Here is a 26,739-nt window from a genome sequence, read left to right as displayed (position 1 = left end):
CACGTCACCGCCGGCCCAGTCGGGTCTGTCGGGGGCGACGCCACGCTCCGGTGCCGGCCTCGATCCACCGGGTCAGCAGCCGTGCGTCGTAGCCCACACGCAGCAACTGGTCGCGGACCCGCTCGGGCAGGTGTTGAGGGACCGCACGCCCGTCCGCGCCCGGCCCGAAGACGCTCGTGGTGGTGATACGTCCGGCCTCACCGGCCCCGATCACCTCCTCCACATGGGAGACGAACCGGTGCTTGCGTCCGCCGATCGCTGTCTCGTCCTCGACGGTGACGTAGACGATCAGGTCGAGGGCGTTGCCGGCCATCCGCCGGGCCTGGTCGACTGTCATCTCGCGGCCGTGCGCCAGCGCCAACTCGACGATGCGTTCACCCACCCCGGAGGCCGTACGGGCGTGGATCGTGCACATCGAACCGCGGCTGGTGGTCATCGCCTGGAGCATCGGCACGATCTCCCGGGAGCGCACCTCGCCCACGATGATCCGCAGTACGCCCATCCGCAGCGACAGCGGGATCAGGTCGGCGATCGTCACCTCGCCCGCAGGCCGGCCGTCGAAGCCGCGCTCGCCGTGCCCCTCGCGGGCTTCGAAGCTCATCACCGCCCGGTGCCGCTCCCGGCGGCGTGCCGGCAGCAACTCCCGGCTCTCCTCCAGCAGCACGTACGGCTCGTCGGGCGGGATCTCGTTCATCAACGCCCGGATGATCGTGGTCTTTCCGGCACCGGCCAACCCGGCCACCATGATGTTCAACCCGGCGCGCATCGCCGCACGAAGGAAGTCGCGCAGCAGGGGGTCGATCATTTCGTCCAGGTCGCCCCGGGCGCCGGCCACGTCGTCCAGGCTGACGTCCAGCGTGTTGTGCTTGCGGATCACCGCGTACGGGCGGTGGCTGACCAGGAACACCGCGGCCAGCCGGCTGCCGTCGGGCAGTTGCAGGTCGAGTGTCGGCTTCACTGTGGACAGTGACCGCTCGGTCGCGCCGGCCCGCCGGGCCGCCGCCTGGAGGATCTCCACCAACTCGGCGTCGCTGTCGGCGATCGGCTCGGCCCAGTCCACCCCACCGCCGTGCCTGGTGATGCGCACCTGGTCGCAACCGAGGATGTGCACCTCCTCGATGGTGTCGTCGACAAGCAGGGTCTGTAGCCGGCCCAGCCCGACCAGTTCGGCTGTCACCTGGTCGAGCAGCAGGCGCTCCTCGCCTGCGGCCATCGGCGTACCTGCCCGGCGGACCGCGTCGGCGTACTCGGAGACCACAGCGACGGCCAGTCGCGCCCGCTCGGTGTCCTCCTCGTCGACTGTGAACTCCCGGCCGCGCTGCCACAGGGTGAGGCGTTCGGTCAGTTCGCGGCGAAGCTCCCGCACCACCTGGAAGTCCGTCCGGGGTCGGGGTTGCTCCGGTGGCGGGTTGACGGCGGGGACCGGGGTCGGTAGCGGTGGATGGTGCCGGCCGTTCGGCGTGGGCAGCGGCGGTGCCGTGGACGTCGCACCCGGCGGCTGCTGACGCGGGTCGGCGGAGACCGGCTCAAACCGCATCGGGCACCACCTGCTGCACCGGCCAGGCAAGTCGCGCCCGCCGTCGTTCCAGCAGCGCGCCGACCGGCACCTCCAAGCCGGCGGCCGCGCGCAGCAGCGGCCGTCCGGACCGCACCGTGCCACCAAGGGCCAGCACCTGCGCGGTACGCGGATCGTGCGGCAGTCGGGCGATGACAGGCAGTTTCAACGCGCGGCTGATCTCGGTACGTCCGTGCCCGTCGCCGACCAGCAGCAGCCGTAGCGTGCCCGGCGGCACCCGGTGGTCGGCGAAGTCCCGTTCGAGGGCGGTGGCCACAGCTCGCGTTCCGGACAGGTCCGGCAGGTGGGCCCGGGTCACGAGCAGCACCACAGAGGCGGCCCGCAGCAGTGGCAACGGTGGGCCGGTGACATGCAGGCGACCGCAGTCGACGAGCACGTCGTAGCCGGGGTTGCCGCGGTCCAATGCGGTGAAGTAGTCCGCGAAGCGCTGCCAGAGCGGTGTGACACTGCCGGCCTGGGCCGGGTCGACAAGGCCGGGCAACAGCAGCCGTTCCCGGCGTGGCGCGTCCAGATCGACAAGCTGCGACCAGAACGCCGTCTCCAGGTTGCCGTCCCGCAGCTCCCCGACTGCCAGTTCGCCGATCCCGCGCGGCCCGTCCAACTGGCCACCGAGATATCCGGCGAGGATCGACCCGCCGGCCGGGTCGCATTCGGCCAGGACCAGTCGGCGGTGCCAGGCCAGCGCGCAGGCCAGCGCCGAGGTGGTCACCCCGGGCGAACCCTTCGCGGACACCAGCGCGATGATCGCCATCCTCAGGCCGCCTCGGTAAGCACGACGGCGAGCCGCTCCTGGGCGGCCAGGGCCACCACGGCGGGTACGTCCCGGACGGGGAGCGCCAGGTACAGCACTCTCTCGTTGTCCGTCGGGCTGACCATGTCGATCACGGTGGCCGCGAACCGGGTGCCGGTGGCGGTCGCCCCGGTGGCGTTGTCGTCCGGCGTGCTGACCAGCAGGACCTTGTCGCCGGGGTGCAGTTCACGCGCCGGAACCTGCGCGGGCTTCAGGCCCAGCGCGATCTGCTGCTGACCCGGACCGAGCAGCGGGGCGTCGGTGACCTGCCCGAGGGTGAGCAGGGTGCCGGGGAGCAGGGCCACGGCGGCCCGCTTGCCGACCACCTCGTTCAACCGGGCGGCGGGCACCGGGTCCAGCCCCTGCCCACCGGCGACCTGGACGGTGATCAGGTCGGCGGCGCTGATCTCCCGCCCCACCTCCACCGGCCGTGCCACCGCGAGATAGCTGCCCGTTGCACGGACCGAGGTGACCGCGAACGCGGCGCCCAGCCCACCCAGGGCGATCAGGAGTACGGCCAGGCCGAGCAGCCCGGGGCGAACCCGGCGCTGCCGTACCACCTTCGGCGGGCTGACCGGCGCGTCCACCTGCCCGGCCCCGTTACGCGTCGCCAGACTCACCGGTCATGCTCCGTTCGCTCGCTTCTCACCTGGTCACCACCTGGAGCTCGTTGATCTGGACCGGCACGGTGCCACTGGTCCGGGTCTGGGCGATCTCGCCCTCGACGCCGCCGCCGGTCCACCAGCGCACCGTCCAGAACGTTGTGGCACCCACCCGGTACGTGCCGGCCTTCGGGTAGCCGTTGCGGTAGCCGCAGTCCGGGGAGGGCCGGCCTGCGCGCCTGCCCTTCGCGTCGTACGGGGTGCCGGGGCCGGTGCAGGTGACCTTGTCGCCGTTGCCCATGTCCCAGACGATCCGGTCGACCTTCGCCTCGATGGTGACTGTCAACCCTCTGTCGGACGCGGACGCGCCTAGCGGCCCGAAGTAACTGGCGCTCGGTGTGGCCCACATCCAGACCGGGAGGCCGACGAGGCCCGGGCCGATGTCCTTGCGGGGTGCCACCCGCAGCCGCGCGGGCAGCAGCTTGATCGAGGCGAGTGCCCGCCGGGCCAACTCCTCCGGGTCGGGTGGTGCGCCGAAGCCGGGCGGCGGGGCGCTGCGCAGCACCACGTTCTGGGCACCGAGGTCGCCGCCGTTGCAGGTCTCCACGTACCACTGCTGACCTTCGGGCGCCTCGTTCTGCGGCTGGGCGAGCTTGTAGTAGCAACCGCTGCCGTTGTCGAACCAGCCGAGCGCCTCGTGGTAGCAGGGGATGGTCCGACCCGCCCACTGGCAGACACCACCACCTCCGCCTCCGCCGGAGTCCCCGCCACCGTTGTCTCCGCCGCCACCGGGACCGCCGGGGGTGCCGGGTTCGTCGTCCCAGACGTTGCAGTCGGGCTGGCCGGGTGGGCACTCCACGCCCGGGTCGGCGCGGCGGGCGGCGGCGGCCGGCAGGGTCGCGCCGACCACCAGCAGCAGAGCCATGCCGACGCCGGCGAGCATCCGACCGACCGGGGTGCCCTTTCCTCCCCGGGTCAGCACGGCTGGTCCTGGTGTGCCGCGCCGGAGCTGATCAGCCATCGGCCGTCCGGATAGCGGGTGGCGGTGGCGGTGGCCAGGTGCCTGCCGCCGCCGCTGCCGGGGACCACCCGTCGGTCCTTGGCGTAGACCAGTCGGTAGCCGGTCGCGTCCAGGCAGTCCTGGATCTCCACTGTGGCCGGCTTCGAGTCCAGGCTGACCGAGGTGACGGTCGGGTCGGATTTCAACGTCCCGGTACGCATCGCGCCGTGCTCCTTGGCCTGGAGAATGGACATCTGGACCCGGGTCAGCAGTGGATCGGCGAGAAAGTGGGACAGTTCCGGCGCATGCGGATCGCTGCGTCCACTCGCTGCGCGTGAAGCCGCGAGATAACCGGCATATGCGTCGAGCGCAGCCTTTTCCGCAGCCAGTCGATCGGCGTCCGAATCCGCTTGTCGGTCCATGCCCCGTGGCACCGTCGGCCGTTTGACGGTCTCCCGTTCGCTGCCGCAGGCGGCGACCGGCACCGCTGCGACGGTCACCAGCAGGCAGATTGCCGCTCTTCTGAGCTGCCGTCCGCGCACCGTCGAGCCCTCCTCGTGATCGCCTGGCGGCGAGGGGGTCACCGCCGCAGGGCATACGGAAGCGCGCCCGGATGAGCCCATCCGAAGCCGTTCATTGCGCTTCCACATTCACCGTTACGGATCTTTACAAATGCGATGTCCCGTGTTGTTCGGTCGATGGAGTGAGGCTTGCGTCACACTCAAGGGGCGAGCATAAGCTGACGTCCGCTGATGCAACAGAGGCAATTCAACTGAACACGCTGCGTGATGATGGGTGGTGGTGGCGGGTGTCCGTGCTGCGCTGCGGGCGACGGTCGGCCGGAGGTTGGGCCTCGCTCGGGCCTCGCCGGGTCGGAGTGGGCTGCCGGACGATCTCCGGCGGGCTCGGGAGTGGGACATCGCGTCCTCATCCCGGCATCCCGACGGGGTCGAGGGTCGATTGGCGAGGGGGTCGGTCGGGCTCGGTGGTCGGCGTCGACAGGGTCGGCGGTGCGGCCGTCGGGCCGAAGTTCAAGGTCGCTTTCCGCGCCATCCGCTACACCAGAGCGATCGTTCAGTCACGATACGTGTTCGCCTACGCGGGGGATGTCGACCCGTCGGTGGGACCGACATGGCACTGACCGGCCCTTCGACGGCCGCGCCGGGCCAGCACTGCCAACCCGATCGGAGCCCGGCCGGCCGGCTCTCGGCGGTCCTGGCCGCCCTGTCGGTCAGCCCGCTGCTGCGGTTGGCCGCCCTGCGCTACGCCGTACCGTCGGGCACCGAAAGCCGGACCGGCTGCGACGCCTGCGGCGAACCGATCGGACTGACCCGGCCCTGGCCGGCGCTCGCCCCGGTCGGCCGCTGCGGTCGCTGTCGAGCCCGGGTCGGACCGCCGCCCGGAACGGTCGAGGTGGCCGCGCTCGCCGCAGTGGTGCTGCTGGTGCTCGTCGGACCGGCCGGCGGGGCGCTGCCGGCGCTTGCCTGGTGGCTCGGGTGGACGATTCCGGCGGTGCTCGTCGACCTGGCCGTGCACCGGTTGCCCGACCGGCTCACCCTGCCGGCGGCGGCCGGCACCTGGCTGCTGCTCGGTGCTGCCGCGCTGGCCTACGCCGAACCGGCACCCTGGCTGCGGGCCGTCGCCGCCGGCACGGGGCTGGCGCTGCTCTTTGCCACCAGCACGCTGCTGCTCGGCAGGCGTGGCTTCGGGCTCGGCGACGCCAAGCTGGCGCTCAGTGTGGGCGCGCTGCTGGGCTGGTGCGGTTGGTCTGTAGTGGTGCTCGGGCTGCTGCTGGCCTTCGGGCTGTCCGCCCTGGTCAGTATTGGTCTGTTGGCGGCCAGGCGGGCGCGCTGGTCCACCCACCTGCCGTTCGGCCCGTTCCTGTTGCTCGGCACGGTGGGCGCCCTGCTGCTGGTCACCTGACCACCTCTCGATCACCTGACCGCGGGTTCTGGGCGCGGGCGCGGTCGGCCCTACGGCGTAGCGCCTCGGCGGCCGGGCGGGCCAGCAGCGGGGTCACCACCGTGGCGACCAGGGCGCCGAGCAGGACACCCGCTATCACGTCGTGCGGGTAGTGCACGCCCACGAAGACGCGGGAGAAGGCGGCAAGCGCTGCCAGCGGCAGTGCGAGCAGGCCGAGCCGGCGGGAGAGCAGCAGCGTGGTGACCGCCAGGGCTCCCGCAACTGTGGCGTGGTTGCTGGGAAACGACCAGTCACCAGGTGGCGGACAGGCGCCCGCGATGATCGCCTGTCCGATCGTCCGGCACGGCCGGTCCTCGTCCACCACGGTCTTGAGCCCTTCGCTGCCCGCGTACGCCAGGAGGGTCGGCAGCGGCGCGACAAGGGCGAGTGCCCGGTTGTGCGGGCCGCCGGCCAGGCGGCTCAGCGCGGCCGCCAGCAGCAGCGCGCCGAGCAGCAGGATCACCCCCTCGGTGGCGTGCCCGACGAACCACTGCACCGCCTGCGGGCTGTCGGCGGCGGCGTCGACCACGTCGTGGTACCACTCGACGCTGATCTCCGGAACGTCAATGCTGCCGGTGTCGGCCATGAATCACCTCACCTGATGTTCATACCGCCTTCATGTTGGAGACAACGTAGGAACGCGCCAGCGGGCACCGCAGGGCCGAAGGTCAGGCCAACCCCTCGACTTTCGTCCAGCAACCGCACAGGCGTCTCTGCTTGGCTCGTCAGAAGATGTCGGCACCCAGGAGGCTCCGTGCACACCAGTTCGGCCACCGACCAACCGCCGCCCACCGCTGGGACGGTGGACGACGAAACCTGGCAGATCAGGCGTAGCGGGGCTGATCTGGACCGGCTCGGCGAGACGGAGTCGATCTTCGCGTTGAGCAACGGGTGGGTCGGCTGGCGAGGCGTCCTCGACGAGGGGGCGCCCGGTGAGATGCCGGGCAGCTACGTCAACGGCCTGCACGAGCGGCGCGAACAGACCTACCCCGAGGAGGGGTACGCGTTTCCGCAGGCCAACGACACAGTCATCAGCGCGCCGAACGCCGCGCTCATCCGGCTGTGGGTAGACGACGAGCCGCTGGACATCAGCACCGGAACGCTGCACCGACACGAGCGGGTGCTCGACCTGCGCACGGGTGTGCTGCGCCGGGAGACCGAGTGGACCTCGCCCGCCGGGCGGAGGGTGCTGATCCGCAGCACCCGGCTGGTGTCCCTGCCCCGCCGCCCGGTCGCCGCCGTCCGGTACGAGGTCGAGCCGCTGGACGCCCCCGTCGAGCTGCGGGTCTGCTCGGACCTGCTGGCAAACGAGCGGGTGCCGGAACGCTCGGACGACCCGCGCGCCGCCTCGGTGCCCACCGATCCGCTGACCGCCGAGGCGCATCACGCGAACGGTCTCGACGGGGTGCTTGTACACCGCACCGGGCGCAGTGAGCAGCGCGTCGCCGTGGCGGTCAGCCACCTGCTGGACGCGCCGGACACGGTGACCACCACCTGCGACGACGTCCCCGACCGCGTACGCCTGACAGTGGCCGGCCGGCTGCACCCGGGCGAGCGGCTGCGGCTGACGAAGTTCGCCGCGTACGAGTGCGGGCCTGTCGACGGGCCGCCGGTCGACGAGTTGGCCGACCTGGTCGTCGCCGAGGCGGACGCCGCCCGGGCGGACGGCTTCGACGCCCTGCTCACCGACCAGCGTGCCAGCCTGGACGCCGCCTGGCAGGTCGCCGACGTGCTGCTCGACGGCGACGCGGAACTCCAGCAGGCGATCAGGTTCGCCATGTTCCACCTCATCCAGGCGGGCCGCCCGGACGGCGACCGCACCATCTCGGCCAAGGGCCTGACCGGCAACGGCTACGACGGTCACGTCATGTGGGACACCGAGACGTACGTGCTGCCGGTGCTCACCTACCTGGCGCCGGCGGTGGCCCGCTCGGCGCTGGCCTGGCGGCACAGCCACCTGCCGGAGGCCCGGGAGCGGGCGGCCGAGCTGCGGCTGGCCGGTGCGACGTTCCCGTGGCGGACCATCGGCGGCCGGGAGTGCTCGGGCTACTGGCCGGCCGGTACCGCAGCGCTGCACGTCAACGCGGACATCGCCGACGCGGTGCTGCGCTACGTGGCGGTCACCGACGACCAGCGGTTCCTCGCCGAGGCGGGGCTGGACCTGCTTGTGGAGACGGCCCGGCTCTGGCACGGCTACGGCCACTGGTCGGAGACCGGCGAGTTCCACCTGCACGGGGTGACCGGCCCGGACGAGTATTCCGCGCTCGGCGACGACAACGTCTTCACCAACCTGATGGCGCGGCGCAACCTGCGGGGCGCGGCGGACGCAGCCGAGCGGCACTCCGACGCCGCCGGGCGGCTCGGCGTGGACCCGGCCGAGATCGCCGGCTGGCGGGCCGCCGCCGACGCGCTCTTCATCCCGTACGACAGTGAGGGCGGGGTGCACGAGCAGGCCGCCGGGTTCACCAGGCAGCCGGAGTGGAACTTCGCCGACACCGACGAGGACGACTACCCGCTGCTGCTGCACTTCCCCTACCTGGAGCTGTACCGCAAGCAGGTGGTCAAGCAGGCCGACCTGGTGTTGGCCATGCAGCACTGCCCGGGCGAGTTCACCGCCGAGGAGAAGGCCCGCAACTTCGCCTACTACGAGGCCCGTACGGTCCGCGACTCGTCCCTGTCGGCCGCCCCGCAGGCGGTGCTTGCCGCCGAGGTCGGGCACCTCGACCTGGCGTACGACCTGTTCGCCGAGTCCGTCACGCAGGACCTTGCCGACCTTGGCGACAAGACCGCCGACGGGCTGCACCTGGCCTCGCTGGCCGGGGCGTGGCTGGCGCTGGTGCAGGGCTTCGGCGGGCTGCGCGACGACCGTGGGGTGCTCTCCTTCGACCCCCGGTTGCCCCGGCGGATCGACAGGCTGGCGTTCAGCCTGCGCTGGCGCGGCCACCGGCTAAGTGTCACGTTGACGCCGGCCGAGGCCCGCTACGAGCTGCCCGACGCCGCGCCCGACGCCACCGTCGAGCTGTGGCACCACGGTGAGCACCTGCGTGTCACCGGTGCGGAACCTGTCACCCGGCCGATGCCGCCGGTGCCCGACCCCGGGCCGGAGCCACCCTCCCCGCCGGGTCGACGCCCCGACCGCCGCTCGGCCGCCTGACCGCCCTGCCGCCCGCCCTCAGGCGGGCGGCAGGCCGCCGGCCATCCGCTCGCGGACCGCCTCCAGCGCCTCGAAGGCGTACGCCCAGTTGTGGCACTTGAAGCTGCGCAGACCGTCGATGGCCGTGTGGCAGTCGGAGCAGCGTACGCCGGGGATGGCGGCGGGCACCTCGGTGTTGACGTACTTGTGTTCGCCGAGGATGACGGTGGCGATCATGTTCTTGTCGTGCAGGCCGGAGAGCGCCGACGAGACGATGTCGTACCAGGTGACCCGCCTGCCGCATTTCGGGCAGTCCGGTTCGTCGCCGCTGACCCAGAGCGGTGCGCCGATGCTGCGCGCCGGCATGCCGAGCAGCTTCTCCAGCCGCCGGACGTCCGACTCCGGTGTGGTCCACCGGTGCCGGCCGGGCAACGAGGCGGGCGAGTCGTACACGGCGCGGAACAGGTCGTGGTCGACCCGCACTGTTTCCCGCTGAATGGTCATCGGCGTCCCTCCCCGGTGCGTCGGTGCCCCCAAGGTGGTCGGCGTTGACCAGGGGTGCAGCCGGATCAACGACACGAGGGGTCAGCGGGTCATCGCCTCGGGTGTTAGACATCGAGATCGGACCGCGTCGAAGGGACCCCTCGTGAGCGACCAGCCGGCACCTGACACCACCGACGTCACCGCCCAACCGAACGTCGCCCGGATGTACGACTACTTCCTCGGTGGCAGCCACAACTTCGCCGTCGACCGGGCCGCCGCCCAACGGGTCCTGGAGATCTTTCCGGAGACCGGGGCCGCCGCCCAGACCAACAGGCACTTCCTGCGCCGGGCCGTCCGCTTCGCCGCCGAGCAGGGCGTACGCCAGTTCCTGGACATCGGTGCCGGCCTGCCCACCCAGGGCACCGTGCACGAGGTGGTGCGGGCCGTGGCACCCGACTCCCGGGTGGTGTACGTCGACTACGACGAGGTCGCTGTCGCGTACGCCCGAGAGTTGCTGGTCGACGTGCCCGGCACTGCTGTCGTGCGGGGTGACCTGCGGCGGCCCGAGGACCTGCTCGACCACCCGGCGTTACGCGGCACGCTCGACCTGGACCGCCCGGTGGCCGTACTGCTCCTCGCGGTGCTGCACTTCGTGTCGGATGACGACGACCCGTGGGGTGCCGTCGCCCGGCTGCGGGACGCCACGGTGCCCGGCAGCCACCTGGCGCTGTCGCATCTGACGTTGGACGGCATCCCGCCCGAGTTGGCCGAACGTGGCAAGGCGATATACCGCAACAGCAGTGCCCCGCTGGTGCCCCGCACCCACGCCGAGACGCTGCGTTTCTTCGCCGGGTACGACCTGGTGGAGCCCGGCCTGGTGGAGACCACCCAGTGGCGGCCGGACACCGAACCTGATCTCGTGGACTCGCATGGCTACGCCGGGGTCGGCATCCGCCGCTGACCGTTTCGCCGTCGACGGCGAGCCCCGGGTGGTACGACGGACGCAGGGCGTGCGTGCCACCCGGGAGGAGCGCCGATGGCGAGCAGGCCCGATCGGCTGCTGCGGGGGCGGGACGTGCCGCTCAGCGCGTCCTTCCTGGAACTCTTCTTCGACCTGGCGTTCGTGCTCGCGCTCAGCCAGCTGGCCCAGCATCTGCTGCACGACCTCACGCTGGCCGGCGCGCTGCGCACCGCGCTGCTGCTGACCGGGATCTGGTGGATCTGGGTGACCACCGCCTGGTTCGCCGACTGGTACGACCCGGAGAGCCCGGCGGTGCGGTCGCTTCTGATCGGTGCCACGCTGGGCAGCCTGCTGGCCGGGGTGGCGACTCCGCAGGCGCTGGACGGGCGGGCCGTGCTCTTCGCTGGCGCGTACGTCGCGGTTCACGTCGCCCGGGGCGCGGTCACCACCTTCGCGATGCGCGGCCATCCGTTACAGAGCCGTACCCTGCGGATCTTCTGCTGGTTCAGCGTCTCCGCCGTGCCGTGGTTGGCCGGCGCGTTCCTGCCGGCCTGGCGGGTGCCGCTGTGGGTGTTCGCCCTCGCGCTCGACCTCGTCGGGCCGCGGCTGGGCTGGCCCACTCCTACGCTGGGACGCGCCCGGCAGCGGGAACTACACCTCGCCGGCGAGCACTACGCCGAGCGGTACCAGCAAATCATGATCATCGCGCTCGGTGAACTTGTGCTGGTCGCCGGCCTCACGTACGCCGACACAAGCCTGCACCTCCCGGCGACCGCCGCCTTCCTGTTGGTCTTCGCCACCGCCGTGTTGATCGGTCTGCTCTACGTGACGCCCGCCGGCCTGCGTCTGGGCGCGGCCATCGAGCATGCCGACCCGTCCCGGCTCGGCGTCATCACGGCATACCTGCACCTGGTGATGATCGCCGGGCTGGTGGTCACCGCCGTCGGGGCGGAACTGAGCATCGCTCACCCCACGCAGGCCGGCGACACGACGGCTGTCGTCGTCATCGTGGGCGGTCCGATGCTGTTCCTGGCCGGGCGGATCCTCTTCTCGCTGGCGATCCACCGGCGGCTCTCGTGGTTGCGGGTGGCCGCCCTGTTCGTGCTGGCCAGCGCGTCGGTCGTCCTGCGGCTGCCCCTGGTGGCGGTCAGCGCGACCGCCGTCAGTGTGCTGCTCGTGGTGGTCGTGCTGGACCGCGCCGGCATCACGTCCTACCGCCGCACGCGATCCTCTGACTAAAGTCAGGCTTATGGACTCTGGGCTCATCGCCGCCGTCCGGCGGTTCAACCGGACTGTCACCCAACGGGTCGGTGCCCTCGACGACGAATACATGGCCCAGGGGCGCCCGCTGGGGCAGGCCCGCCTGCTCTGGGAGATCGGCCCCGCCAGCGCCGAGGTCGCGGCACTGCGAGCCCGCCTCGGTCTGGACTCGGGATATCTGAGCCGACTCCTGCGCGCCCTGGAGAACGACGGGCTGATCACCGTGGGGCCGGCCGACCACGCCAGCGGCGACGGCCGGGTACGTACAGCCCAGCTCACCGACGCAGGCCGGGCCGAGTGGAGCCAACTCGACAAGCGGTCCGACGCGCTCGCCGCCTCGATCCTCGAACCCCTCACCGATCACCGCCGCGAACGACTCGTCGCCGCCATGGCCGAGGTCGAACGACTGCTCATCGGCTCGATGGTCGTCATCGAGCCGTGCCCGCCGAGCGATCCACGGGCCAGGGCGTGCCTGCGCGCGTACGCCCGGGACATCGCACGACGTTTCGACGGCGGCTTCGACCCCGCACTCAGCAACCCCGTCCAGGACGAGGCACTCGTCCCACCCGCCGGCGTGCTCCTGCTCGCCACCCTCAACAGCGAGCCCGTCGGCTGCGGTGCCGTCAAACTTCACCGCCACGCACCCGCCGAGATCAAACGCGTCTGGGTGGCCGACACCCTCCGAGGGCTCGGCGTCGGACGGCGGCTGCTGGGCGAGCTGGAACGCTACGCCGCCGAGCATGGAGCAACCGCCGTCCGACTGGACACCAATCGCAACCTCACCGAGGCGATCGCCATGTACCGGGCGACCGGTTACCGGGAGATCGAGGCGTACAACATCGAGCACTACGCACACCACTGGTTCGAAAAGCAGTTGGGACAGTGACAGGCTGGATCAGCCCTTCACCGCGCCCGCGGTGAGCCCTTCGGTCAGGAAGCGCTGCCCGAGGGCGTACATGATCACCACGGGGATGCTGACGAGCAGCGATGCCGCAGCGAGTTGTCCCTGCGGCACGACGTCTCCCGCGATCATCGACTGCATCCCGACGGGGAGCGTCTTGTACTCGTCCTTCGTGATGAACACGAACGCGAAGAGGAACTCGTTCCAGGCGTTGGTCAGCGTGAACAGCGCGACCGCCAGCAGCCCCGGCTTGGCCAGCGGCAGCACCACCCGGCCGAACGCCTGGACGCGGGTGCAGCCGTCGACAAGCGCTGCCTCCTCCAGCTCGATGGGGATCGACGAGAAGTAGCCCACAAGCAGCCAGGTGGCAAACGGCAAGGTGAAGGTCGGGTACGTGACCACAAGCGACCACAACGAGTCGGTGAGCCGCGCGCCGATGAGCATCTGGTACAGCGGGATGAACAGCAGCGCGCCCGGCATCACGTAGGTGAGCAGCACCGTGACGGTGAAGCTCTGCGCGCCTCGGAACCGCAGCCGGGCCAGCGCGTAACCCGCGAGGGCGGCGCAGACAAGTGCCACAACTGTGGACGCAGCGGACACCAGAATGGTGTTGAGATACCAGCGGCCGAACGGCTGGTTGGCGAAGAGCGCTGTGAACTGCTCAAGGGTCCACGGCGTCGGCCACAGGTCGTCTGTGCGCATGACGACCTGGCCCTCGGACTTGAAGGCTGTGACGGCGATCCAGTACAGCGGGCCCAGCACGAAGAGGAGCAACCCGGCCAGCGCGACCCAGGAGCCGACGCCCGACACGGCTGACGACGATCGGCGACCGCCCCGGGAGTTCAGGGCCGAGACCACCCGGCCGACCGCCGCCGCGATCAGCAGGATCACGCCGAGGACCACCGCCGCCTTCCAGAAGATCTGCGGCGACGCCCAGAGCAGCAGACCGGTGACCACAGCGGTGACGACCCACGGCAGCGCCTTGCGCGTCGACCCGGCCCACCGCTGCGCCCGGACCCACTGCCTACCTCGGCGTCGCCGGGGGAGTCGGGCACCCGAGTCCTGGCGTAACAACCGGACCAGGACGAACACCAGCCCGCCGATGATCGGCAGCATGACGAGCGTGACCGCCGCGCCAGCGCCGTACTGGAGTTGCAGGATCGCCTTCGAGTACGCGACGAGCACGTACGGTGCTGTCACGTCGCCCGGACCACCCTGCGTCAGCAGCCAGACGAGGTCGAAGTTGTTGAACGTCCAGATCGACGACAGGGTCACCGTCACCGTGATCACGTGGCGCAGTCCGGGCAGCGTCACGTTCGCGAACCTCTGCCACGACGAGGCGCCGTCGATTGTCGCCGCCTCGTAGAGGTCCGCCGGGATGGCTTTCAACCCCGCGAGGAAACACACGGTGAAGAACGGCACGCCCTTCCAGACGTTCACGAGGATCACCGATGGCATGGCCAGGTTCGGGTCGGACAGCCAGCCCGCCGGCCAACTGTCGACCAGGTGCAGGTCGACGAGCAGCGGCCCGATCCCGGTAGTGGTGAGCAGCGTGTTGACGCTGCCGAAGATCGGGTCGAGCAGCGCACGCCAACTGAACGCCGTGACCACCGTCGGCACCACCCACGGCACCAGCAGCAACCCGGCCAGCACCGCCCGCCCACGGCGTCGGTGGTGCAGCAGCAGGGCCGCGGCCAGACCCAGGACAACCTTGAAAATCTCGGCGTACGCGGTGAAGACGAACGAATTCACCACGCCTGTGTGGAACTGGCCGTCGCCGACCAGGGCGAGGTAGTTGTCCAGGCCGACGAACACGGTGTCCTGTCCGTGCCGTTCCGTGGTGCTGGTGACTATCGACCGGCCGATCGGCACGAGAACGAGACTGCCGACCAGTAGGGCCATGGGCGCCAGGAACAGCGCCGCGAGCCGCCAGTCGCGACCCAGCCGCCGCTGGGTCGCCGTGAGTGAGCCGGGTCCCGGCGGCGGGGAAACCCTCGCCGTCGGGACCCGCGCTGGGCGGACCGTTCTCACTGCGGCAGCCCCTGTTGGTTGAAGATCTGCACCATCTTCGTGTGGGCGGCCTTCACGGCCTGCGCGGGAGCCGTCCCCTGAACGACCTGCTGCATCATGTCGGTGAGGACGTACGCCGCGCCGGCCGCCTGCTGGCCAGCGCTTGCCTTCTGCGGGAAGGACAGGCCGTTCTTCGTGTTCAACGGCAGCTTCAGCTCAGTGATCTTGCGGAGCATGGGGAACGCCGGGTCGCCGCTCGTGAAGAACGGGTCGGCGTCCCAGACCTTCTCCCAGGCGGGCATGACCAGGCCGGGCGCCTCCTTCGCCACCCCGAGCAGCGCGGGCGCGCTGACCAGGTACTGCGCCAGGAGCTTGGCGAGTGCGGGGTTCTTGGCGCCCTTGAAGACGACGAAACCCTGCGACTGGCCGAGCAGCAGAGGGTTGTTGGTCGCCGGGCCGATGCAGTCCGAGAACACGTGCGTGTTCTCGTACACCGGGTTCTTCTTGGTCCTGGAGTCCGCGTAGACGCTGAACTGGTTGCGGGTGTAGCCGAGGATCCCGGCGAGCCAGTTCTCGTTGTTGCTGGTGTCGGTCCAGCTCGCGATCCCCGGCGGCAGCATCGGCTTGTACTTGGGGTTGGTGTAGATGTCGCCCAGGAAGGTCACCGCCTGCACCGTCTCGGGAGAGTCGAACGTGACCTTCCGGCCGTCGTTGGAGGCGATCGACCCGCCGTAGGCGTTGATGAGCGCCTCGATCATGCCGTTGCCGTCACCGGACCGGTTCACCGTCATGCCCCAGCCGAAACGGCGCTTCGCCGGGTCGGAGATCTCCAGGCACAGGTCCCGCAGTTCCTCCCAGCTGTAGATGTCCTTGGGGGTGATGCCCTTGTCCTGCATCCAGTCCTTGCGCAGGAAGGACCCGATCCCGATGAAGTGGTACGGGATCGCGAACCACTTGCCGTCGAAGACGCAGAAGTTCTTGGCCTCGGCGCAGGGCTCGCCGTACTTCGCGGTCAGCGCCTGAACGACGTCAGTCACGTCCTCCAGGTCGCCCAGCGCCTGGAACTGCGCGACGAACCGGGAGTCGGTCATGAACGCCAGGTCACGCGCGACCCCGCCCTTGACCTCGGCGTCGATCTTGGCCACCACGTCACCGGCGTCGGCCTGAACCAGGCTGTTCTCGATCTTCGTGCCGGTGGTGTCGGCGAACTTCTTGATCGAACTGTCGAGGGCTTCGTTCGCCGCCGTCGAGTACAGCTTCTGCGACAGCATCCCCATCGAGGAGCCCTTCATCGCCGCGGCGGCGTCGATGAGCTCCTGTGGAACCTCCGCCTGGACCCTGGTGGGCGATTCGGAGGTGCCCCCACACGCGGCCAGACCGGTCGCGCCGAGCACCCCCACCCCTACTCCCAGAAAGCCGCGCCGGGACCACACCGGGTTGTCCTTCATGGACATTTGCCTCCTTCATCTCCCGGCATCGCTGCACGCCGATGGCGCAGTTGGCGTAGTAGACGAACGTCGCGATGCCCCTGCTTGTCTGTTTCTCTCCGGGCGACCACAGTCGAGTCACCCGCATCGATCAGTGCGTTCGCGTAGACCCATCACGTGCGTGGCGCGGTCGAGCTGAGAAAGCGGTGCTGAGGTGCCAGTTAGGCCGACCATGAGGGCCGCCACCGTTCGAAATTTCGAACTGAGTTCGAGATACCGTATCGGGTGGACGCGACGCTAGAGCAACGGCGCAAGTGATGTCAATGTTTCGATGCGGTTTCCGACGGAAGGCGGCAAACCGTCTATCGGGTCGGGGCCCGGTAGCCCATCCGGGCGGACAGCGCGGCCGCGCCCTCGCGAACCAGTCCCGCCCACTCCACGTGCGCCTGAGGAGTCCAGCGGATGATCGGCGCGGACAGGCTCATCGCGGCGATGGTCGCGCCGGAATGGTCCCGGACCGGCGCGGCGACGCAACGCATGGCGGTATCCGACTCGCCCACGTCGACCGCGACGCTCTCGGCCCGGACACGATCAAGATGCTCGCGGAGCAGGTCCGGATCGGTGATGCTTGCCGGCGTCATGCCGAGCAGGTCGCCCTTCGCCAGTACGGCGTCCAGGCCTGCCTTGTCGAGACCCGACAGCAGGATCTTGCCGACCGCCGTGCAGTGGGCAGGCAACCGCCGACCCACCGCGGACACCATTCGGACGGGGTGCGTGCTGTCGAACTTCACGAGGTAGATGACATCGGAGCCGTCGAGGACTGCCACGTGGACAGCCTCATCGCACGCGGCGGCCACGTCCCGTGCCACGCACTGCGCCTCGCGTACCAGGTCAAGCCGGCCGGAGAACGCCGCGCCGAGCTGGAACAGGGGCATGCCGAGCCGATACTGCACCGGCTGGCCCGGGACGGAGATCAGGTACGAGCGGGCCTCAAGCGTGACGAGCAGTTCGTGGACCGTGGTACGGGGCAGATCGAGTCGCTCCATCACCTGACGGGCCGACAGCTGAGGGTGGTCCAGGAACAGTTCGAGGACGTCGAGTGCGCGGTTGACCGCCGGTACCACACGGGGCATGTCGATAGTCCCTTCGAAGTGCCGGACTCGCGCGGAAGGATCTCCACGCGGACCAGCACCTGAAGAGGATAGCTGCGGCAGCGCGCAGCGCCAGGCTGGCCGGGTGCCTACCTACACGGGTGCGGGCAGCTTGGGCAGTCGCCGGATGCTGACATTCATCAACATGGCCGGACACTGCGGAACGGCTACAGCCGCTCGAAGCTCTCCATGCCGGCGAGTTTCAGTACCTCGGTCCGGGTTGCCGGGCACTCCTGCCGGGTCTGGTCGTCGATCTGGCGACCGGTCGGCACGGGGCCCTGCTTCTCGTACCAGGAGTAGAGGTTCACGGTGAGGTTGGCCATCACGCCCGTCTCGGACCCGATCCCCTTCAGTATCGGCAGTTGGCCGTCGAGGTAGGCACACACCTCCTTCGCCGGCACCGCGGTGCCGGCGGCCGGAGCGGATCCGGCCGCGCTGGGCGCGGTTGCGGTGTCCGGAGCAGCAGTTCCGGAGGTCTCGGGTGCGTCGGCGTCGGTGCACGCCGTCAGGGCGAGCGCAAGGCAGAGGACCGGCGCGAGCATTCGGATCGTTCTCATCGGTGTTCGTCCTGACGTGGTCGTTGGTGGGTAGGGCCTGCTGTGGGTGTGTCGTAAGCGTCGGCGGCGATCGCGGTGACGAGCCAGAGCCCTGCGGGCAGCCGGTAGCCGACGCCAGGTTCACGGAAGCGGTCGAGCAGTCGGATCACCCCCGCCCGGGCCGAGGCTTGCCCGGCCGGGGGAGCTGACCGGTACGCGGCACCGGCCGGACCGATTTCGACAAGCCATTCGGCCACCAGGTCGGCGTCGTCTGGAGCGTCCAGGACGACATCACACGGCGTGATCGTGATGGCGGTGAAGCCGGCACTGTCGAGGACCTGGGCAAGCCGCGTCGGGTCGGCGAAGGAGAAGGGGCCAGGCTCCTCGCCGACCGGCAGCGGCGGCAACGGCCCGAGGTGCGGTGCCGCCCCGAGCAGCGTGGCGGACAGCCACGGGTTGACGCCGCCGTCGCGGAAGACGGTCGCGGCGAGGCGCCCTCCCGGGCGCAGTGATCGCCGGATCGTGGTGCAGCCCGCAACCGGATCCGCCAACAGCATCAGCGTCATTCGCGAGAACGCCGCGTCGAACGGTGCCCCCGGCACGACGTCGAGAGTCTCGATGTCGGCCAGGTGGAACTGGATGCCCGGGTGCCGGTCGGTGGGGAACCGTCGCCGAGCGGCGGTCACCATCGCCTCGGCGATGTCGACGCCGACCGCCGTGCCGGCCTCACCGACCGCCGCGGCGAGTTCGGCTGTGGTGCCGCCGCAGCCGCAGCCCACGTCGAGGACCCGCTCGGCGGGCCGTGCGGCCAGCCGAGCCATGGCCGCCGCGCCCAGCGGTCGACCCACCTGGTCCTGCCGATCGGCCTGTCGGACCCAGCCAGCGGCCGCTGCCGCCCAGAAAGCGGCGTTGCGGGCCCGCAATCCGGCGGTGTCGGCCATCAGAACGGCATCTCGGTGCCGTCGACGCTCATGGATCGGAAGTGAGCCGCCTTCGTCGGGTCGAAGCCGTCCTCCTGCGCCGCCAGGCCCGCAGCCCGGACCAGCCGTTCCGACTGGAACCGACGGAATGCGGCCTCGTCCTGCCAGACGTTGATGATCCGCCAGCCGTCCTCGGTGGGCCCGGCGACATGGGCGACGAGGCCCGGCGGCCGGTCCGGACCGAGGTGTCGTTCCACCTGCCGATATTCCGCCTCGCTGACGCCGGGCATCTCCTGCAACACACCGAACGGCATGGTCGCCGCCTCTCGTTAGAGTGAGTCTCTATCCAATAGAGCACTACACTCGATCGGTGGTTGTCAAGCGAAGTTATGACTCCTCCCGCCGGCAGGAGCAGGCCAGGCAGACCCGGCGAGCAATCCTCGACGCGGCTGGCCGCCTGTTCGTCGACCCCGGCTACGCGGCCACGCCACTGACCGCCGTCGCCGCGGAAGCCGGCGTGGCCGTCCAGACCGTCTACGCGGTTTTCGGCAGCAAGCGGCACCTCCTCTCCCAACTGGTCGACGTCACCCTGGCCGGCGACGACGAACCGGTGGCCCTGCCCGACCGGCCCTTCGTCACCGAGATCCGCGCACTCGCCGACCCCCGCGCCAAGCTCACCCGCTACGCCCGCCATCTGGCCGAAGTCAACGCCCGGCAGGCCCAGGTGATGCTCGCGCTGGCCGGCGCGGCCACGGCCGATCCTGACGCCGCCGAAATCTGGCGCAAGAACATCGACGACCGCCGCCGTGGCATGGGCATGTTCGCCGCCGAACTCGTCGGCACCGGAACTCTCCGCCCCGAACTGGACGTCGAACAGGTGGCCGACATCCTCTGGCTGGCCCAGGACTTCCGCAACTTCGACTGGCTGGTCCGGCAACGCGGCTGGCCGCTGGAGAAGTACCAGCGGTGGTACGTGGACACCGTCAGCGGCGCCATCCTCGCCGGCACCCAATAGCGGAAGCCTCGGCTGATGCCGGGGCTTCGCCGTTTGAACGGGAACCTGACTGCGGCATCGGTCTCGCCGACCGCCGGTGAATCGCCGTTTACGGCGATGCAGTGCGAGCGGCGCTGTCGGCCCTGGGCTGGTCGGCATCATGAACGAGTTCGCCTTCCTCGCCAACACCTGGCGCAACGCCGCCAAGCCGAACCTCTCGATCTCGCCGTGCGGCTGGCCGCGACACCGGGCAGCACGATTCTGCTGTAAGAGCCGTCCTGACAAAGGCAGCGGCCCTACAAAGGGCCGCTGAGCTACAGAGTGGGCCGCCAGGGACTCGAACCCTGAACCTATGGATTGCCGGCGAGTCGGCCTTCTGCGGTGTGGTTCGAGGTCATCCGGGCTGCTGGCGTGCTTCTCGGCCGGGTTCGGCTGGCACGGTTGCTGTACTTCGCTGCTGTACTGCTGGCGTCAAACGAGGCGTTGGATGCGGACCTTCGGGCGCTCGTTTCTCAGGTGACCCTGCTTGTGCTGGCGGACCTGCTCGTCCCAGACCTCCTGGTCGTAGTCCGAGTCCGGCGGGATCCACCGGTGGGAGCCGTCGCTGTAGTGGAACTTCTCGTCACCGGGTCGCAGGATGCTCATCGGGTCCAGCCGAGGAACCGGTGGTGTAGGTGGCCGGCGGGGACGTGGACCAGGTCCTGGGCGGCGTCGACGAGCTGGGCGGCCAGATAGAGGGCCAGCGAAACGGGGGCACGGTCGTACTCGGCTCGCAGCTCGCGCCGCCGGGTCTGACAGGGCCAATCAGCACCGCAGCCGCCGCACGTCCAGGTAGGGGTGATCGGAAGGTGGGTCGTCATCGCGGCGCATCCTGGCTCGGCCAGTGGCCGCGGTTGATCGGGATGGGATGACGGCCTCGGCAGGGTAGGTCGCTTCCGCAGCGGCAGATGCGGCGCCAGTGCTGCCATGACCAGACGGGTCGGTGCCGACGGGCGAGGGTGAGCGCCACCGCCAGGACGTACTCGTTGTAGGAGACGCGCCGCCGGCTGTTGTCCTGCCTCGGGTGGAACCTGGTATCCGACACGGCACCTGCAGTCGGATCAGTTGCATCGTTCGGCCTGGTCATCACGCCTCCCGCCGACGCTTGGGGTCCCGTGGGCACCCGGCCAGCCGTGTCCAGAGACAGGGCACCCACGGCGGGACGACCCGGCCGCCAAGCTGGGTAGCCCTACGAGCAACTTAGGACGCAATGTGCGCAGGGTCAACAGCTACGACACATAGCGTTGTAAGTCGAGCCCGCGATGTGGTCTGCTTGCACCAGCCGCCAAGCTGGGAGCACCACCATGTCTGAAGCTGCGTACCTACAGGTCGCCCGAGATATCCGCGAGCAGGTCGGCTCCGGCCAGTTGAAGCCTGGCGACAAACTGCCCTCGTTCGCCGCCCTCTGCGAGCACTACAAGGTCAGCAACACGGTTATCCGTGCCGCAATGCTGCTGTTGAAGGCCGAAGGGCTGATCGACGGCCGGCAGGGCAAGGGCGTCTACGTCGCTAATCCGCTTCCCCGGTAAGCCTGGTTCGCCCTCCGGCGCGACACCTCGCTTACAAGCTCCGTGCAGCGCGTCCGCGCACGTCCGGGAACGGCGCTCGGAGCCTCGTCCATACCAGCCCTCGTCAGCGTGCCGTTGTCCGACGGTGCTGCTGTCAGCGCTGCTGTCGACAGCAGGTCCAACACATGCCCCAGTTGATCCCAACCGCTCAGGGCGGGACCCGCACGCCTATGTCCGTCGGCCGTGGCGGTGCCCGCTGCGCCTAAGGTCGAGCATGTCGACGCCGCGTGAAAACTGGATCTGGATCTGGCCCACTTTCCGTGATCGGGATTGACCCGGTCAGCTCAGCAGGACTCGCTTGCGGAGCAGGTCGAGGTTCGCGCGGCCATACATCTGTCGCTTGATCATTTTGATTCGGTTGACGTGTCCTTCGACGACGCCGGAGCTGTAGGGAAGGGTCAGGCCGTTGAGGACGGCGTCGTGGTCACGGCGCAGACCAGCGATGAACGAGTGCAGGTCGGGCTGGTCGTCTGCGGTCACTGCGGTGATCCAGGCATTGAGGCGGTGCCCGTGGCGGCCGGTAAGGATCTCCGCGAACGCGTTGACGTGGTCCGCAACAGCGTTCAGGTGCGGGCAGGCAGCACGGATCGTGGCAAGGCCGACTTGGTCGTCGGGGTGCAGTGCGTCGGGGTGGCGCAGCAACCAGGCGGTGATCCGGCGAACTTTCGGCGGCCGGGGTCGGGCTGGTGGTGGCGTGGCGACAGCTCGTAGGGGTTGCAGGTAGGTGCGTAGGGTGGTGGCACTGCCGCGGTAGCCACGGGCGCGGATCTCGGCGAACAGTTCGGTGGCGTTGGTGATGCCATCGTTGAGGCGTTGGTGCAGGTAGTCGAGGTGGTCGTCGAGGATGCTGGGCCGCCCGGCGCGAGGTTTGGCCAGGAGCTCATCGACACTGCCGGCGCGGGCGAAGCGGCGCACGGTGCCGCGGGCGAGGTCGAGTCGCCTGGTGATCTCCCGGATGCTGTGGCCCTCAGCCCAGAGCGCCTGAACCTGCTCATAACGGCGCCGGGTTCGAGGCACCAACAGCCCCTGCTCTGCCCGTTGGGCAGTGGCATCGACGGCAACCTGGATCAGGTCCTCCGTGGCCGTCAGTGCGGGCTGCGGCGGCGCGGTGGTGAGGCAGCCGTGGTGACGGGCGACGGTCTTCTCGACGTGTTCGGCGAGGTTGTGCCACAGATGCCACCGGTCGGCGACCTGGATAGCCTGCGGCGCTCCGGTGCGGGCGCCCTCGGCGTAGGCGCTGGCGCGATCTCGGCAGATAACCTGCACGCTCGGATGCTGCCCCAGCCAGGTGGCGAGGGTTGCCGCTTCCCGATCGGGTAGCAGATCAATCGGCCGGCGGGTGTCGACGTCGACCAGCACCGTCGCGTAGCAGCGGCCTCGGCGCAGGGCGAAGTCATCCACGCCCACCGCGGTGAGCCTCCCGACCGGCGGGTCGGGCAGGGCGCGGACCAGCCTCAGGACACTGCTGCGGCTGGTCACCAGACCGAGGCGGCCGGCCAGCCGGGCACCCGCTCGACCGGCAAGCGCCAGCCCGATCTTCTCCAGCGTCTGACGAAGCAGCGGACTACGCCGCCCATACCTGCAGGTCAACCCGCTGACTTGCTCGGCGGACGTGCGGACCGGGCAGCGCACCGTGTCGCAGAAGAACCGGCGGACCCGCAACCGGATCTCCACCGGCTGGCCAGCCACCGCGGCATCGCTGAGTCGACGTTCGTAGCGGCTGTGAACCCGCCGGGCCCGACGCCCACAACCGGTACACGCCGCACGACCGGCTCGCGCTCGCGCCCATATCCGCAGACCAGCTGACTGCCGATCCACTCGCTCAACCACGACAGGTGCCAGATGAGGCAGGACCGCAACAAGATCAGCCGATCGCACGACGAACCCTACACAGTGGACTCGGCACCCCGAGCCGGGTCAGTCCTGATCACGGAAAGTGGGCCAGATCCAAAATTCGGCCGGCGTTGACAGAGCATCGTCTGATGTGGCATACCGATCGAGTCGAGCCGCTTGCTGCCTCCCCGCCGGTGGGGTGGCCTTGACAGTTCCTGGTCCCAGGCATGCCCGCTCTGCTGGCCCAGCCGTGTCGTACATACCTCGTACGGTCAACGTTGTTCGTGAGATCGCATGGGTTCGCATGCACCGCCGACCGAGGGAGGACGGCTTGAAGCGAGCGAGCGACCGAGGCTACCCATGCCTCGGCTGCGGCACCAACCTCTACCCCACTGGGCTACGAGGTGGCGTGCGCAAGCGCTGCGAGCCATGCACGATCGAGGAACGCCGCAGACAAAAGCGCGAGGCGGCGCGCCGCTGCAGCGCAAAAGCACGTGCGAAGAGACTGCGGGAGCCTCGAGAGCCTGTGCGATGCAAGCACTGTGGGGAGCGGTGCCCTGATGACCGGTTGACGTGCGACCCATGCCGGACCGCACGCAAGAAGCGGAAGGACGCCGAACGGCATATGCGAACCTACCCGGCGATCCAGGCGGCACGACCTCCGGAGAGTCTCAGCTGCGTCGACTGCGGCGCCGAGTGCCGGCGGTCGGGCGTCAAGGGACCGAAGCCGAAGCGGTGCGCCGACTGCCTGATGGTCTGGAAGCGGGAACTGAGGCGACAACAGCCCTGCAACGGCCCAGGCCCGACCCGCATCCGCAATGACTTTCGGCGCGCTCGTGTGTGGGGAGTCGACGCGGAACGCTTCGAGCGGAGCGAGATCTTTGAGCGCGACGGCTGGATCTGCCAGATCTGTTGGGAACCGGTCGACAGGCAGGTCACTTGGCCGCATCCAAAGTCGGCCTCCCTCGACCACATTATCCCGATCTCGAAGGGTGGGCCCCATACGCGAGCCAACGTGCGGCTCGCGGACTTGCGGTGCAACCTAAAGCGAAATAATCGGCTAAGCGACCGCGAACTTGAGCTTCTCGGGCTGACGACTCACGAGATTGGGCGGCTGGATGTCGGGCGGCGGCGAAAGCGACGGTCCTGAACTGCCCGAATGCGCGAAGAACCCGGCGAGCGGCCCCCTCTGGAACTCGAACCTTGAACCCCTCCGGCGTGCTCCTCACCAACTCCAATCGGACGCATCTCCCTGCTGACCTGAGCGGATTCTTCCGCTGTCTTCAGCGGAAGACAGCCCTTGTCGGCGTTAGCTGTGCCCGGCGTGTGTCCAAATGATCTTGCTGTCCCATCATTCGCCATTCACGAGGTCGGCTCTGGCCCGAACGACACCGTAGGAAAGGCGACGGGCACCCCCTTGGTCTGTCGGCGACTCCCGAGCGCCAGGGCTCGCAGAGGCGTTGGGGTCAGGTGCGTCGCCCGACCGGGAGTGCATGTATGATGTAGGCGTAACCAGGGTCCCCGCATACCTCAGCCGGGACTCGGAGCCCCCAGCCTCTGGCAGGGGGCTCCTTGGTTTATGGGGAGGTCCGCGCAGGGCCAAGCCTTGGTCCTAGTAGGTCGACCACCGACAGGCCGGTCTCGCCGTTGACGAGCTGCAGGGCGATCTCAGCGCGAGCCGCGAGAGCGAGCGGCTCGATACCTTCGGTTAACAGCCCATGCGTCAATCGATCAAGGCCAGCACCAAGCAGTGGGGCCGCGATACGCAATGCCGCGTCCATGGCGACGCTCTGCGTTGATCCGCCATGCAAGACGATATTGCGCATTCGGTACAACCTGCGCATGGCAATCGTGAAGGTCTTCGTGGCCTCCGCGAGTGACTTGCGCGGTTCAGCCAAGACGGCTCGCATGCGCTCCATCGCAGCCCTGTCCGAGTCGACGCGTGCTGCCTGCGTCTTCTTCTTGGCGAAGACCAGACTGTGCCCGTCGACGAGAGCGGCTGCCACCACATGGGAACGATCGCGGTTAGTGGTACATGACTTGATCTCCTGCGCGAGCGCGTCGGGTGGAACGGGACGATGGTGGTGAGCTAGAGCAGTCAGTTCGGCTCGTGGCCAAGCGCAGGCAATGATCGCGGCAAGCCGGTCGGCTGCGACCGCCTTGCCGGCCCCCTCCGGCCGGGGATCGTCTGGGTGCGAGAGCAGCGACTCAACTGCCGCCCAGGCACCAGCGACCGCCGGGCCGACAGCACCGCGGTTGATCGGCGCGGCCAGCTCCAGGGCATCATCGATCAAGCTACGGGTACCGTCGACCTGGTAAAGGTGTTCCTCCTTCACTAGGGAAACCAGATCGGCGCCGCGCGCCGGCGAGGCAATTGGGATGGCCGTCGGATGCCCGTCGACCCACATTCGTTCGTGAGGTTTGATGCCGTCCCGGGCGCTGCGCAGGTAGGACGATCTCGCTACAAGTCGATCGAGCAGGAGACGCACCTGGGCGGCGGCACCGTACGGGTCGCGGGCGACGACGTGAAACAGGAAGCCGCCACCGCCCCGGAGTCCCGCAGGTGAGTGGCCGCGGGCAGTCAACCAGGCGCTTACTTCCCTTGCGTCGAGCCAGGCTGATTGTTTCTGCGCGATCGACTGCTCGGGGCTGCTCGCGAAGGCGGCGAGCACAGCAAAGCCTTTCGGCGGTGCTTCATCCAGCGCAACGGCGGCATCGAGGACGCCCGTCGCCGTGGCATCCCTGCGCGACAGGCCTTCCGCCCAGTTGAGCAAGTAGGTCGCGTCGTAGCCCAGGTCAAGTAGGTGGGCTGCGACCATGCGCGCGAGGCGCTCCGGTCGCGGGCGATCGGCCTCTGGCAGCGCAGCAGCGGTTGCCCACCGCCTCATATAGCCTGGGCGCGCGTGATGGATGAGTTCGAGCAGTCGTCGCCGCGCCGGACTAGGGTCCGGTAAGGGCGATTTAAGCAGTGCCGTCACCTCTCGGCGAAGATCCTTGGCGCCAAGCCCAACATCAGGACCAACGATGCGAGACAGCTCGCCCCGTTGCCAGTCGACGGCGGCGGTCGACAGGACATGCTGGCGCTCCCATGCGCCGGCCTCATGGAGTTCCTCGAGAGCGAGCAATGATCCAATGTCCCAGAGGCGACGCGGCCATGGCAGGCCATCGAGGGTGAAGAAGTCCGCCATGCGTGCCAGAACGTGACGGTCGTACGCATCTGGGGGTGTCGTCTGGTTCACGTGGGCACCGTAGTGCACAGATGTACGGAAGGCGTGTATAGTCGACGCAGACATGAAGGGGCATCCGCCGTTCGCGGCCGATGCCCCTGTTTGTTTATGGCACTGGGCGCCTCTCGTGATCCTCTGGCCTGCGCTGGCTGCGCAGATGGTCCAGCTTGTAGTTGCTGGCCCCTGCGAATACGGAAACCTTGGCGAGACCTTCCCGCCGCCAGGAGGACTCTGCCCCACACCTCTGCGCTCGGGGACCGTCGCCGTCATCTTCCTCTGCGGCTTCCTCCACGGCCTCAAGAGCGTCATCCTAGGTCTGGTCCTCCGCCTTCGGCACGAAGACCAGGTCATTCATAATTCAGGACG

25 protein-coding genes are annotated in these 26,739 nt (G+C 69.3%); 8 read left to right on the top strand and 17 right to left on the bottom strand.

The genetic code is table 11. The annotated features are described in order from the left end of the window. Positions 1-4: 4 nt before the first annotated feature. The 5 genes from F4558_RS25495 to F4558_RS25475 are packed head-to-tail and all read right to left on the bottom strand — an operon-like array spanning position 5 to position 4,510. Positions 5-1,537 carry a TadA family conjugal transfer-associated ATPase gene (locus tag F4558_RS25495; protein ID WP_167946236.1) on the bottom strand — a complete coding sequence of 511 codons (1,533 nt, stop codon included), beginning with the start codon at positions 1,535-1,537 and terminating at the stop codon, positions 5-7. Further along, the gene (locus F4558_RS25490; protein WP_167946234.1) at positions 1,527-2,327 is read right to left on the bottom strand and encodes a CpaE/TadZ family protein; all 801 of its coding nucleotides are present in this window, start codon (positions 2,325-2,327) and stop codon (positions 1,527-1,529) included. The genes F4558_RS25495 and F4558_RS25490 overlap by 11 nt, the downstream gene beginning before the upstream one ends. A 2-nt stretch (positions 2,328-2,329) precedes the next feature. After that, positions 2,330-2,986: an SAF domain-containing protein gene (locus F4558_RS25485; protein ID WP_053652069.1), complete on the bottom strand. Its 657-nt coding sequence runs from the start codon at positions 2,984-2,986 to the stop codon at positions 2,330-2,332. 25 nt (positions 2,987-3,011) lie between these two features. Beyond that, positions 3,012-3,950, bottom strand: a complete 939-nt coding sequence (locus F4558_RS25480; protein WP_053652071.1) for a hypothetical protein — start codon at positions 3,948-3,950, stop codon at positions 3,012-3,014. Beyond that, a complete protein-coding gene (locus F4558_RS25475; protein ID WP_167946232.1) occupies positions 3,944-4,510 on the bottom strand; it encodes a hypothetical protein in 567 nt (188 codons plus the stop codon). Before F4558_RS25475 ends, F4558_RS25480 begins: the two co-directional genes overlap by 7 nt. 595 nt (positions 4,511-5,105) lie before the next feature. Here F4558_RS25475 and F4558_RS25470 point away from each other — a divergent pair. Next, on the top strand, positions 5,106-5,891 hold the full coding sequence (locus F4558_RS25470; RefSeq protein ID WP_376767599.1) for a prepilin peptidase: 786 nt from the start codon (positions 5,106-5,108) through the stop codon (positions 5,889-5,891). Here F4558_RS25470 and F4558_RS25465 read toward each other — a convergent pair. Beyond that, positions 5,884-6,516 (bottom strand): phosphatase PAP2 family protein, encoded by a 633-nt coding sequence (locus F4558_RS25465; RefSeq protein ID WP_167946228.1) that lies wholly within the window; start codon positions 6,514-6,516, stop codon positions 5,884-5,886. The genes F4558_RS25470 and F4558_RS25465 overlap by 8 nt on opposite strands. Positions 6,517-6,684: 168 nt before the next feature. Here F4558_RS25465 and F4558_RS25460 point away from each other — a divergent pair, with 168 nt between their 5' ends. Further along, on the top strand, positions 6,685-9,084 hold the full coding sequence (locus F4558_RS25460; protein WP_167946226.1) for a glycoside hydrolase family 65 protein: 2,400 nt from the start codon (positions 6,685-6,687) through the stop codon (positions 9,082-9,084). An 18-nt stretch (positions 9,085-9,102) separates the two neighbouring features. On the opposite strand, the gene F4558_RS25455 is transcribed toward F4558_RS25460, so the two are convergent. Beyond that, on the bottom strand, positions 9,103-9,567 hold the full coding sequence (locus F4558_RS25455) for a DUF8243 domain-containing protein (protein ID WP_053652076.1): 465 nt from the start codon (positions 9,565-9,567) through the stop codon (positions 9,103-9,105). Positions 9,568-9,709: 142 nt separating this feature from the next. Between F4558_RS25455 and F4558_RS25450 the strand changes: the two genes are divergently transcribed. From F4558_RS25450 to F4558_RS25440, 3 genes are all read left to right on the top strand, one after another. After that, complete coding sequence (locus F4558_RS25450) at positions 9,710-10,507, top strand: SAM-dependent methyltransferase (RefSeq protein ID WP_157552139.1); 798 nt, start codon at positions 9,710-9,712, stop codon at positions 10,505-10,507. Between the two features lie 75 nt (positions 10,508-10,582). Continuing rightward, positions 10,583-11,746, top strand: a complete 1,164-nt coding sequence (locus tag F4558_RS25445; RefSeq protein WP_167946224.1) for a low temperature requirement protein A — start codon at positions 10,583-10,585, stop codon at positions 11,744-11,746. A 10-nt stretch (positions 11,747-11,756) separates the two neighbouring features. Then, a complete protein-coding gene (locus F4558_RS25440) occupies positions 11,757-12,653 on the top strand; it encodes a helix-turn-helix domain-containing GNAT family N-acetyltransferase (protein ID WP_167946222.1) in 897 nt (298 codons plus the stop codon). Positions 12,654-12,662: 9 nt separating this feature from the next. Here F4558_RS25440 and F4558_RS25435 read toward each other — a convergent pair whose 3' ends face one another. The 6 genes from F4558_RS25435 to F4558_RS25410 form a co-directional block, all read right to left on the bottom strand. Further along, positions 12,663-14,699: an ABC transporter permease gene (locus F4558_RS25435; RefSeq protein WP_167946220.1), complete on the bottom strand. Its 2,037-nt coding sequence runs from the start codon at positions 14,697-14,699 to the stop codon at positions 12,663-12,665. Next, positions 14,696-16,132 carry an ABC transporter substrate-binding protein gene (locus F4558_RS25430; RefSeq protein WP_231639868.1) on the bottom strand — a complete coding sequence of 479 codons (1,437 nt, stop codon included), beginning with the start codon at positions 16,130-16,132 and terminating at the stop codon, positions 14,696-14,698. Before F4558_RS25430 ends, F4558_RS25435 begins: the two co-directional genes overlap by 4 nt. Before the next feature lie 335 nt (positions 16,133-16,467). Further along, complete coding sequence (locus tag F4558_RS25425) at positions 16,468-17,238, bottom strand: IclR family transcriptional regulator (protein ID WP_053652090.1); 771 nt, start codon at positions 17,236-17,238, stop codon at positions 16,468-16,470. 185 nt (positions 17,239-17,423) lie between these two features. Then, the gene (locus tag F4558_RS25420; RefSeq protein WP_167946218.1) at positions 17,424-17,813 is read right to left on the bottom strand and encodes a hypothetical protein; all 390 of its coding nucleotides are present in this window, start codon (positions 17,811-17,813) and stop codon (positions 17,424-17,426) included. Next, complete coding sequence (locus F4558_RS25415; protein WP_167946216.1) at positions 17,810-18,733, bottom strand: class I SAM-dependent methyltransferase; 924 nt, start codon at positions 18,731-18,733, stop codon at positions 17,810-17,812. The genes F4558_RS25420 and F4558_RS25415 overlap by 4 nt, the downstream gene beginning before the upstream one ends. After that, the gene (locus F4558_RS25410) at positions 18,733-19,026 is read right to left on the bottom strand and encodes a hypothetical protein (protein ID WP_053652097.1); all 294 of its coding nucleotides are present in this window, start codon (positions 19,024-19,026) and stop codon (positions 18,733-18,735) included. Before F4558_RS25410 ends, F4558_RS25415 begins: the two co-directional genes overlap by 1 nt. Positions 19,027-19,082: 56 nt before the next feature. Between F4558_RS25410 and F4558_RS32260 the strand changes: the two genes are divergently transcribed. Beyond that, positions 19,083-19,727: a TetR/AcrR family transcriptional regulator gene (locus F4558_RS32260; RefSeq protein ID WP_231639869.1), complete on the top strand. Its 645-nt coding sequence runs from the start codon at positions 19,083-19,085 to the stop codon at positions 19,725-19,727. A gap of 450 nt (positions 19,728-20,177) precedes the next feature. On the opposite strand, the gene F4558_RS25400 is transcribed toward F4558_RS32260, so the two are convergent. Next, complete coding sequence (locus F4558_RS25400) at positions 20,178-20,351, bottom strand: hypothetical protein (RefSeq protein WP_167946214.1); 174 nt, start codon at positions 20,349-20,351, stop codon at positions 20,178-20,180. After that, entirely contained in the window at positions 20,348-20,566 is a 219-nt protein-coding gene (locus tag F4558_RS25395) for a flavin reductase (protein ID WP_167946212.1), read from the bottom strand. The genes F4558_RS25400 and F4558_RS25395 overlap by 4 nt, the downstream gene beginning before the upstream one ends. Before the next feature lie 483 nt (positions 20,567-21,049). On the opposite strand from F4558_RS25395, the gene F4558_RS25390 reads away from it, so the two are divergent. After that, positions 21,050-21,274, top strand: a complete 225-nt coding sequence (locus F4558_RS25390) for a winged helix-turn-helix domain-containing protein (RefSeq protein ID WP_167946210.1) — start codon at positions 21,050-21,052, stop codon at positions 21,272-21,274. 318 nt (positions 21,275-21,592) lie between these two features. On the opposite strand, the gene F4558_RS25385 is transcribed toward F4558_RS25390, so the two are convergent. Continuing rightward, on the bottom strand, positions 21,593-23,131 hold the full coding sequence (locus F4558_RS25385) for an ISL3 family transposase (RefSeq protein WP_209273396.1): 1,539 nt from the start codon (positions 23,129-23,131) through the stop codon (positions 21,593-21,595). 319 nt (positions 23,132-23,450) lie between these two features. Here F4558_RS25385 and F4558_RS32390 point away from each other — a divergent pair, with 319 nt between their 5' ends. Beyond that, a complete protein-coding gene (locus tag F4558_RS32390) occupies positions 23,451-24,296 on the top strand; it encodes an HNH endonuclease (protein ID WP_376767574.1) in 846 nt (281 codons plus the stop codon). A gap of 427 nt (positions 24,297-24,723) precedes the next feature. Here the strand turns inward: F4558_RS32390 and F4558_RS25375 are convergent, their stop codons facing one another. Next, positions 24,724-26,385 (bottom strand): integrase, encoded by a 1,662-nt coding sequence (locus F4558_RS25375; protein ID WP_167946208.1) that lies wholly within the window; start codon positions 26,383-26,385, stop codon positions 24,724-24,726. Between the last annotated feature and the right edge of the window lie 354 nt (positions 26,386-26,739).

Source organism: Micromonospora profundi (assembly GCF_011927785.1).
Classification (GTDB): domain Bacteria; phylum Actinomycetota; class Actinomycetes; order Mycobacteriales; family Micromonosporaceae; genus Micromonospora; species Micromonospora profundi.
Note: the sequence above shows the minus strand (reverse complement) of the source record. Positions and strands in the feature narration are given on the sequence as shown.

Coding starts and splice junctions, on each gene's coding strand:
- F4558_RS25495 (WP_167946236.1), bottom strand. CDS start 1,537: ATGCGGTTTGAGCCGGTCTCCGCCGACCCGCGTCAGCAGCCGCCGGGT.
- F4558_RS25490 (WP_167946234.1), bottom strand. CDS start 2,327: ATGGCGATCATCGCGCTGGTGTCCGCGAAGGGTTCGCCCGGGGTGACC.
- F4558_RS25465 (WP_167946228.1), bottom strand. CDS start 6,516: ATGGCCGACACCGGCAGCATTGACGTTCCGGAGATCAGCGTCGAGTGG.
- F4558_RS25455 (WP_053652076.1), bottom strand. CDS start 9,567: ATGACCATTCAGCGGGAAACAGTGCGGGTCGACCACGACCTGTTCCGC.
- F4558_RS25445 (WP_167946224.1), top strand. CDS start 10,583: ATGGCGAGCAGGCCCGATCGGCTGCTGCGGGGGCGGGACGTGCCGCTC.
- F4558_RS25440 (WP_167946222.1), top strand. CDS start 11,757: ATGGACTCTGGGCTCATCGCCGCCGTCCGGCGGTTCAACCGGACTGTC.
- F4558_RS25430 (WP_231639868.1), bottom strand. CDS start 16,132: ATGTCCATGAAGGACAACCCGGTGTGGTCCCGGCGCGGCTTTCTGGGA.
- F4558_RS25425 (WP_053652090.1), bottom strand. CDS start 17,238: ATGCCCCGTGTGGTACCGGCGGTCAACCGCGCACTCGACGTCCTCGAA.
- F4558_RS25420 (WP_167946218.1), bottom strand. CDS start 17,813: ATGAGAACGATCCGAATGCTCGCGCCGGTCCTCTGCCTTGCGCTCGCC.
- F4558_RS25415 (WP_167946216.1), bottom strand. CDS start 18,733: ATGGCCGACACCGCCGGATTGCGGGCCCGCAACGCCGCTTTCTGGGCG.
- F4558_RS25410 (WP_053652097.1), bottom strand. CDS start 19,026: ATGCCGTTCGGTGTGTTGCAGGAGATGCCCGGCGTCAGCGAGGCGGAA.
- F4558_RS25400 (WP_167946214.1), bottom strand. CDS start 20,351: ATGAGCATCCTGCGACCCGGTGACGAGAAGTTCCACTACAGCGACGGC.
- F4558_RS25395 (WP_167946212.1), bottom strand. CDS start 20,566: ATGACGACCCACCTTCCGATCACCCCTACCTGGACGTGCGGCGGCTGC.
- F4558_RS25390 (WP_167946210.1), top strand. CDS start 21,050: ATGTCTGAAGCTGCGTACCTACAGGTCGCCCGAGATATCCGCGAGCAG.
- F4558_RS32390 (WP_376767574.1), top strand. CDS start 23,451: ATGCACCGCCGACCGAGGGAGGACGGCTTGAAGCGAGCGAGCGACCGA.